The 7123-nt window shown below is 40.6% G+C and carries 7 protein-coding genes; 5 read left to right on the forward strand and 2 right to left on the reverse strand.

The genetic code is table 11. The annotated features are described in order from the left end of the window. The first annotated feature begins 4 nt into the window (after window positions 1-4). From E4T81_RS09545 to E4T81_RS09565, 5 genes are read left to right on the forward strand one after another with little or no spacing between them, the layout of a single operon-like run. On the forward strand, window positions 5-430 hold the full coding sequence (locus E4T81_RS09545) for a hypothetical protein (RefSeq protein WP_135043934.1): 426 nt from the start codon (window positions 5-7) through the stop codon (window positions 428-430). Further along, the gene (locus E4T81_RS09550) at window positions 427-2325 is read left to right on the forward strand and encodes a transglutaminase-like domain-containing protein (protein WP_135043936.1); all 1899 of its coding nucleotides are present in this window, start codon (window positions 427-429) and stop codon (window positions 2323-2325) included. The genes E4T81_RS09545 and E4T81_RS09550 overlap by 4 nt, the downstream gene beginning before the upstream one ends. Window positions 2326-2328: 3 nt before the next feature. Then, the gene (locus tag E4T81_RS15760) at window positions 2329-4095 is read left to right on the forward strand and encodes an O-antigen ligase family protein (RefSeq protein WP_209308175.1); all 1767 of its coding nucleotides are present in this window, start codon (window positions 2329-2331) and stop codon (window positions 4093-4095) included. Window positions 4096-4114: 19 nt separating this feature from the next. Next, a complete protein-coding gene (locus tag E4T81_RS15765) occupies window positions 4115-4285 on the forward strand; it encodes a hypothetical protein (protein ID WP_209308176.1) in 171 nt (56 codons plus the stop codon). A 45-nt stretch (window positions 4286-4330) separates the two neighbouring features. Next, window positions 4331-4534 (forward strand): hypothetical protein, encoded by a 204-nt coding sequence (locus tag E4T81_RS09565; protein WP_135043938.1) that lies wholly within the window; start codon window positions 4331-4333, stop codon window positions 4532-4534. A 133-nt stretch (window positions 4535-4667) separates the two neighbouring features. On the opposite strand, the gene E4T81_RS09570 is transcribed toward E4T81_RS09565, so the two are convergent. Beyond that, a complete protein-coding gene (locus E4T81_RS09570; RefSeq protein ID WP_135043940.1) occupies window positions 4668-5102 on the reverse strand; it encodes a hypothetical protein in 435 nt (144 codons plus the stop codon). A 162-nt stretch (window positions 5103-5264) separates the two neighbouring features. Next, window positions 5265-5696 carry a hypothetical protein gene (locus E4T81_RS09575; protein WP_135043942.1) on the reverse strand — a complete coding sequence of 144 codons (432 nt, stop codon included), beginning with the start codon at window positions 5694-5696 and terminating at the stop codon, window positions 5265-5267. Between the last annotated feature and the right edge of the window lie 1427 nt (window positions 5697-7123).

Here is a 7123-nt window from a genome sequence, read left to right on the forward strand (position 1 = left end):
AACAATGAAAAAGAATATCATTATAATTCTGATTACAATTTTTTGTACATCGATTAGCCTCTATGCACAAAGTAATTACTCTTCAACTATGCTCGAAGGTAAAGACTGGTATCTATTGATGCCTAACGAGTATCCGATAAAAAGACCTCCGCAAGGAGTAAAGTATGTAAATGGAACAAAAGTTTCATTTATCTATGATGGGGCTAAGCGAGTCGAAGCAACTGCACCATACTATCTGTCATCAACCCCGGATAAGACTTTTGATCAATCCAAAGTAGGTAAAAGTACGACCGGAAAATACATAATAATATTGTATAATGATGGCATAGCATGTTCTGAAATCCTGCGCTTGACATCAACCGAGCTTAGAGTCAAAAACCATTGGAATAATTGGGTAGTGGGATTCTCTACAACCTGTCCTGACAAATGAAATATTATACCTGTTGCATAATATTTTCCCTTATCAGTGTGGCAAGTGTCTCTTGTTCAAGGGATACTTGTCATGCCGACATGGAAGAGGTATTGTCGCTTTCCGGCAAGAATCGCGACGAACTTGAAAAAGTCCTTGATTATTACAATGGTAGTCAAGATGACAGCCTTAAGCTTAGGGCTGCAAAATATCTGATAAAAAATATGCCGGGCAAATATTCTCTGGTATATGATGTGCCGTGGGAAAATCACAGCGCGGCACTTTATCGGTATTTTGATTGCGAGAACAAGGAATCGCTTTTTTCTGAATATGGCATACCGGAGCCTGAAAAGAGATATGACCTTGAATGTATATCGGCTGACTATCTTATCAACAATATTGAACTCGCCTTTGAGGCTTGGGAGTCGCATCCGTGGGGTAAGACCATTGATTTCGCTTCGTTTTGTGAAGAGATTCTGCCCTACAGGATTGGCAATGAGCCGCTTGAGGATTGGCGTGGAAAAGTGCTTGCCTCATATCGGGAGATTGACAACCGGTTACGTGCCGACAGCTGCATGACTGCCGGACAAGCCTGCGCGATTGTAAACCGCCTGCTGCCGGAATACTCGTGGGTCACATATCCGGTGCCACCGATGAACTATAGTATGCTGACCGCGACACCGCGAGGCACATGTGATGAGATGTGTGCTCTTGCAATGTTTACTATGCGTGCTCTTGGCATCCCTGTCGTGATGGATTTTACTCCAAGTTGGCCCAACAGGACAAGCGGACACGCGTGGAATTCCGTCAACATCGGCGATGGTATGTATGTATCGTTTATGGGTACAGAATATAATCCAGGAGAGGAACACCTCGGCACACGATTAAGGAAGTGCAAGGTGTTTCGCCGTACATTTGCGCGACAGGATATTGACACTGTGGAGATTCCGAGTATACTGAATGATCCCTATATAATTGATGTCTCTGACAAATACCGTGACACGGATAATACTGCAACTGTAAGAATTGATTTTCCACAAGACGAGAAGGCGCTATATCTATATACGTTTGAAAAACCATTTCCCGAAATTATTGACCGAGGCATTGTAAATGGCTCATTTGCAACGTTTGAACACGTAGGTGGAGAGATCATGTATCTTCCTGTCTACATTGATGGTGGAGAGATTTTACCGGCATCATTCCCATTCATGATAAATCGCGGCAAAACGGTAAGTTTTGACGGTGATCTTGAAAATAAGGTTAAAGTTGAAATTGATAATCTTGGATTGAACCAATCAATGCTTTTCAGAATGCAGGAAGGTAGCTTTGAGGCTTCGAATGACTCTGTATTCGGAAGAAAGGTTGTATTGCATGAGATTGAGGACATACCGGGTGACTCGACCTATACGGAAATTCCGATTGCTTCAAAAGCGGCATATAAATATGTAAGGTATATGTCGCCCAAGGGAAGTAGCTGTAACGTGGCGGAAATTGAGTTTTATAATGCTGACGGAGGGCAGTTAACAGGGAACGTGATTGGTACAGCAGGCTCTTGGTACTCATCGGGAATGACTAAGGAAAAAGTGTTTGATGGTGACATATACACATATTTTGATGCTCCGTTCGGTTTCCAAGATTATTCATGGGTAGGATTAAAATTTGATGTTCCACAGGTAATCGGGTCGATAAGATATTTCCCCCGTATAGAGGATAACCGCCTTGTTAATGACCACAGATATGAAGTATTTTATTGGACCGGCGATGACTGGCAGGTGATACTTAATCAAAAGCCAGTCAATGGAAAGATAGTGGCTGATTTACCGGAAAAAGGCATTTATTATATAAGGGACGCTAAAAATAATAAGGAGAGCTACCAATATTTCATAATAGATAATTCTCGGCAAAAATGGCTATGATTCATGAAAACTGAGATTGCAGACATATTAATCGTTTCACTGGCTGTTATATTGTTGCCATTAATGTATACATGTGCCGGATTTATTTTTTCAAGGGAGATTCTCGGGTCAGCAGTTATTGTAATATTGGGCATATATCTGTTATTAAGAATTTTCATCTCCAACTCTTTTCATAGCACCCTTAACATAGGCTATACTGATATAATAGTTGCTATTGTTTTTATTATCGGGTGTATTTATAAGCTAAGCGACGGAAAGGGTGCCGGGATAGACACCATGGCTTTACTGATCCTTTATATGGTAATCCGAAGACTAAGGGTCACTCACTGGATGTACATCGCATTCTCAATTTCCGGGACTGTGCAAGGGGCTGTTGTAATATTTCAGGCAATAGGTATGGTGGGAAGCATTAACAACATACATGAAGCTTGTGGAACATTTTACAATCCGGGACAGGCAGGATGCTTTATTGCGATATGCAGTGTCGTGACCGTTGGGTATATGCTGGCTTCGCGCAGCAGGACAGCAATAGTTTTCCTTGTCGTTCAATTGGCAGGGTTAATCGTTTGCGATTCAAGGACAGCATGGGTCGCTGTTGTTGCCGCAGTCTTGTATTTATTGATCCGACAATATAATCTCAAGATCAATGCATTTAAAATATTTCTTACATTAATAGTTTTTGCTCTATTTTTCCTTTTATTGGTTTGTTACCGCTACGAATCTGTTGCCGGGAGATTTTTAGTTTGGAAGATTTCCGCGCAAATGTTTTCTGCGTCACCTATACTTGGTCTTGGTGCTGGCTCATTCAGTGATAATTATATGCTTTATCAAGCATTGTATTTTAAAGAAAATCCCTCTTCACAATTGTCAGGATATGCCGATGATGTTATGATGCCTTTTAATGAATATGTATGTATTGGTGTGCAATACGGGATATTTGGTGTCCTGATTTTAATGGCATTGATCTACTCTGTTTTTAAATTGCCGAATAAATGTTCAACAATATGGCGTGGGGCTGTCATAGCCTTATTGGTTATTGGACTATTTTCTTATCCTACTGAAATATACCCTATTTTGTCATTGGCAACAATAATAGTGGCTTTTGCGGCATGTCATAATTTAAGGATTACAATACAATTTAACTTTTCATACAGATTGAAGTTGGCTTGTGCGTTAATCGTTGGAGTCTTAATTATGGGGTCTGGGGGCTATTTTTGCAGATATTTGCGGATATCTAACAATACATACTCGCTTTATGTCACAGGTAAAGATTTAAGCAATGATGACTATAACCGAGTTAAAAATAACGGTTTCTTTAACGAGTATTATATAGGATGGCTTTTGTCTGACCCTCGTGCAACTCATTCCGAACGGTTATGTGATGCAAAGCCTTCTTATCAGGTATATCTCTACCTTGGCGAGTACCATTATATGAGGCGTGATTATGAAGATGCGATAAAATATCTGATGACAGCTTCAGATATGATACCTTGTCGATTGAGAGCTAATTATTATCTGTGGAAAATTTACAAAGAGAAGAAAAATTTCACAATGGCATTGGAAATAGCACAGAAAGTGTTGTCGCAGGAGGTAAAGATTGAAAGTACAACCACGCTTGCAATAAAACGTCAAATGAGAGATTTTATCAATAGCGGCGTTGGCAACTTCAACAAGGAGAAGCTGGAGTATCACCCAAAATCTCAGCTTCTCAGGCAATATACAGCCTACCAAAAACTGGAATTTCGGATTCAGCGCAAGTTACAATTTTGACACCCACAAGCTCGCCTACATGAACTGCAATGTGTCGCGCGACCTGCATTGCTTCACGATGACAGCAAGCTTTGTCCCGGTAGGTCCCTACAAAAGCTACAATTTCCACATAGCCGTCAAGTCGTCGCTTCTCCAGGATCTCAAGTACGACAAGCGCTCATCTTATTCCAACGGCATCACCTGGTATTAACCCGGGCAGCCATTGGCGCATTACAGTGATTTACAGGGCACCATCATGGATTATCCATGCAGCTACGCGATGGAGCGTTGCGGTGATTTTCAATGCATCATCATGGATTGTCCATGCAGGCAGTGTAGGGGCGAGTGGAAGCTCGCCCCTACACTGCCTGCATGGACAATCCATGATGCATTGCAAGTATCCCTTGAACAAGAGACACTTGTCACGCTGATAAGGAAAAATATCATGCAACAGGTATAATATTTCATTTGTCAGGACAGGTTGTAGAGAATCCTACCTTCTAATTATTCCTATGGTTTTTGACCATGAGCTCGGTTGATGTCAATCGCAGGATTTCAAAATACGCTATGTCATCATTATATCGTACGCATTTTCAATCAGGCCGTTTGGTAGTGAATGTAAATTGCTTATTGTTCCAAAGGGAACGCATAACAAGAACAGACGACGTTAAATTCACTATCTGAGAACATTTTATTTTCCCATTTTTCATAAGGAATATTATATATCGCCCTTTTATGCTCTTCCCGACTTTCTCCCATTTAAATTCAGAATCGGGAGTTTCAGACAAGTAATATGGCAAACCAACCTCGTTCTTCACGCCATCGATATACATAAATGATACTTGCTCACCCTTTGTATATCGCATGCCCTGACATTTTATTTTGCAGTATTCTCCGGCAGGAAATGAAAGATACCAGTCCCTATTTTCCAACAAATTAGCTTGATAATTATAACTATTTTGTCCTGAAATTTCAAGATTAAATAAAAGCACAAATGTGCATATTGACATTAAAATTTTATATTTCATAATTACTTATTATTAACCATTCCTTTTATTATATATACATATGTTTTAGGAAACGATGAAACAGGAGCTGTATATATTCCTATGGTTTTTGACTCTGAGTTTGGTTGATGTCAAGCGCAGGATTTCAAAATACGCTATGTCATCATTATATCGCACGCATTTTCAATCGGGTCGTTTGGTTGTGAATGATAGTTGAGTGTTTGTCCAATCGCAATGTAGAAGCATCTCCGTTTTTGTCACAGCTATTATCTTGGCACACATGAATCCTGATGGATCATTAATTATAAGATATTTACCGCTTTTATTCTTCCCTATTTTTGATGGTACGAATGTTTTGTCAAGTGTATTAGAGATATAATATGGTGCTTTCAATTCTTTTCTTTTGCCATCAAAATAAGCAAAAGAAATAAGCATATTATTTTCCATTTTAATTCCTTGAGCCGGACGTTTATTATGATCAGCATCAACAAACTTAATAAACCAGTCCCTATTTTCAAGCATCTCAAGGGGAAATTTTTCAGATGTCTGAGCGCAAAGGTTATTTTTCACAATTACAATTTGAAAAATCATCAATATTAATATTAACTTCCTCATAACTATTTAATATTTTTAATTCCCGTTATTATATACATATAATAATTTGAAAAATGATCTTTGGAAGCCACACAAAGCCCTCCTACCGCTGTATCAGCATATATGTACTTTTTGTCTACAGTATATCCAACAATTAATACATTATGGTAATCATTAGAACCATTTATTGTTGTGGCAATCATTACGGTAAATCCCGAATCAATTGCACCAATAATATCATTACTTTTGTGTCAGGATTGGCGCGGTCTATGTAAAACGCCCCGCTGTAGGTAGCTTCGGTAAACAGCGGCACATTTATACTCACCATCTCGCCATTTTGCACTGCGATTGCATCATCCCATTGGGGAACGATTACCCCCGGATGCATGCCAATCAGTTCATAGTCAATCTACAAAGACGCGTATTGGTCAAAATACGTCTTTGCATCGGCAATCTCCTCCGGCAATTTCTTTTCCTCACTGCCGAAGGTGTCACTAATAAAATCCGAAATCTCGCATGAGGTCACGCCCAATAATAGTGAGGCTGGAAGTGAAAACAATAACTTTTTATTCATCCATTGATTTTATTTGAAATATGAAATCGATTAACCGTAAAATACAGCAAAATATCGCAAATGTGCAAATAAAAATGTATTATTTGACATTATGACATTATAATCAGATAATTAAGTATCACTTATAAATCCTGGCGAGCTTCCACTCGCCCCTACACTGCCTGCATGGTTAGTCATTGGTAATGCGTTGCAAATCACCGCAACGCTTCACTGCGTAGCTGTAGGGGCGACTGGAAGGTCGCCCGCAACACATGCACAGCGGAAACGCGGTCTATCCCCGGAGGGGATAATCCATGTTTAGCCGTGGGTTGAGCGCAGCGATACCCACGGTTTGCATGCCCTTTAAGGGATGTTTCCGCAGGAATCATCATCGCATATATTCATCATTTCCATGCCGTATTTTGATGATTCCTGTCGGAAACATCATGCCGGGCAACACCTGTCCGTGGGTATCGCTACGCTCAACCCACGGCTACAAGTCAGATCATCCCCTCCGGGGATGCCGCCACATATACGTCATCGGCGCCCGCAACGCATGCACTGCGGAAACGCGGTCCATCCCCTCCGGGGATGCCACCACATATACGTCATCGGCGTGCTCAACGCGGGCGAGCTTCCACTCGCCCCTACACTGCCTGCATGGACAATCATTGGTAATGCATTGCAAATCATGTCAACGCTCCACCGCGTAGCTGTATGGACAATCCATGATGCATAGCAAGTATCTCTTGAACAAGAGACACTTGCCACGCTGATAAGGAAAAATATCATGCAACAGGTATAATATTTCATTTGTCAGGACAGGTTGTAGAGAATCCTACCTTCTAATTATTCCTATGGTTTTTGACCATGAGCTCGGTTGATGTCAATCGCA

This window comes from Barnesiella sp. WM24 (assembly GCF_004570975.1).
Lineage (GTDB): Bacteria > Bacteroidota > Bacteroidia > Bacteroidales > Muribaculaceae > Muribaculum.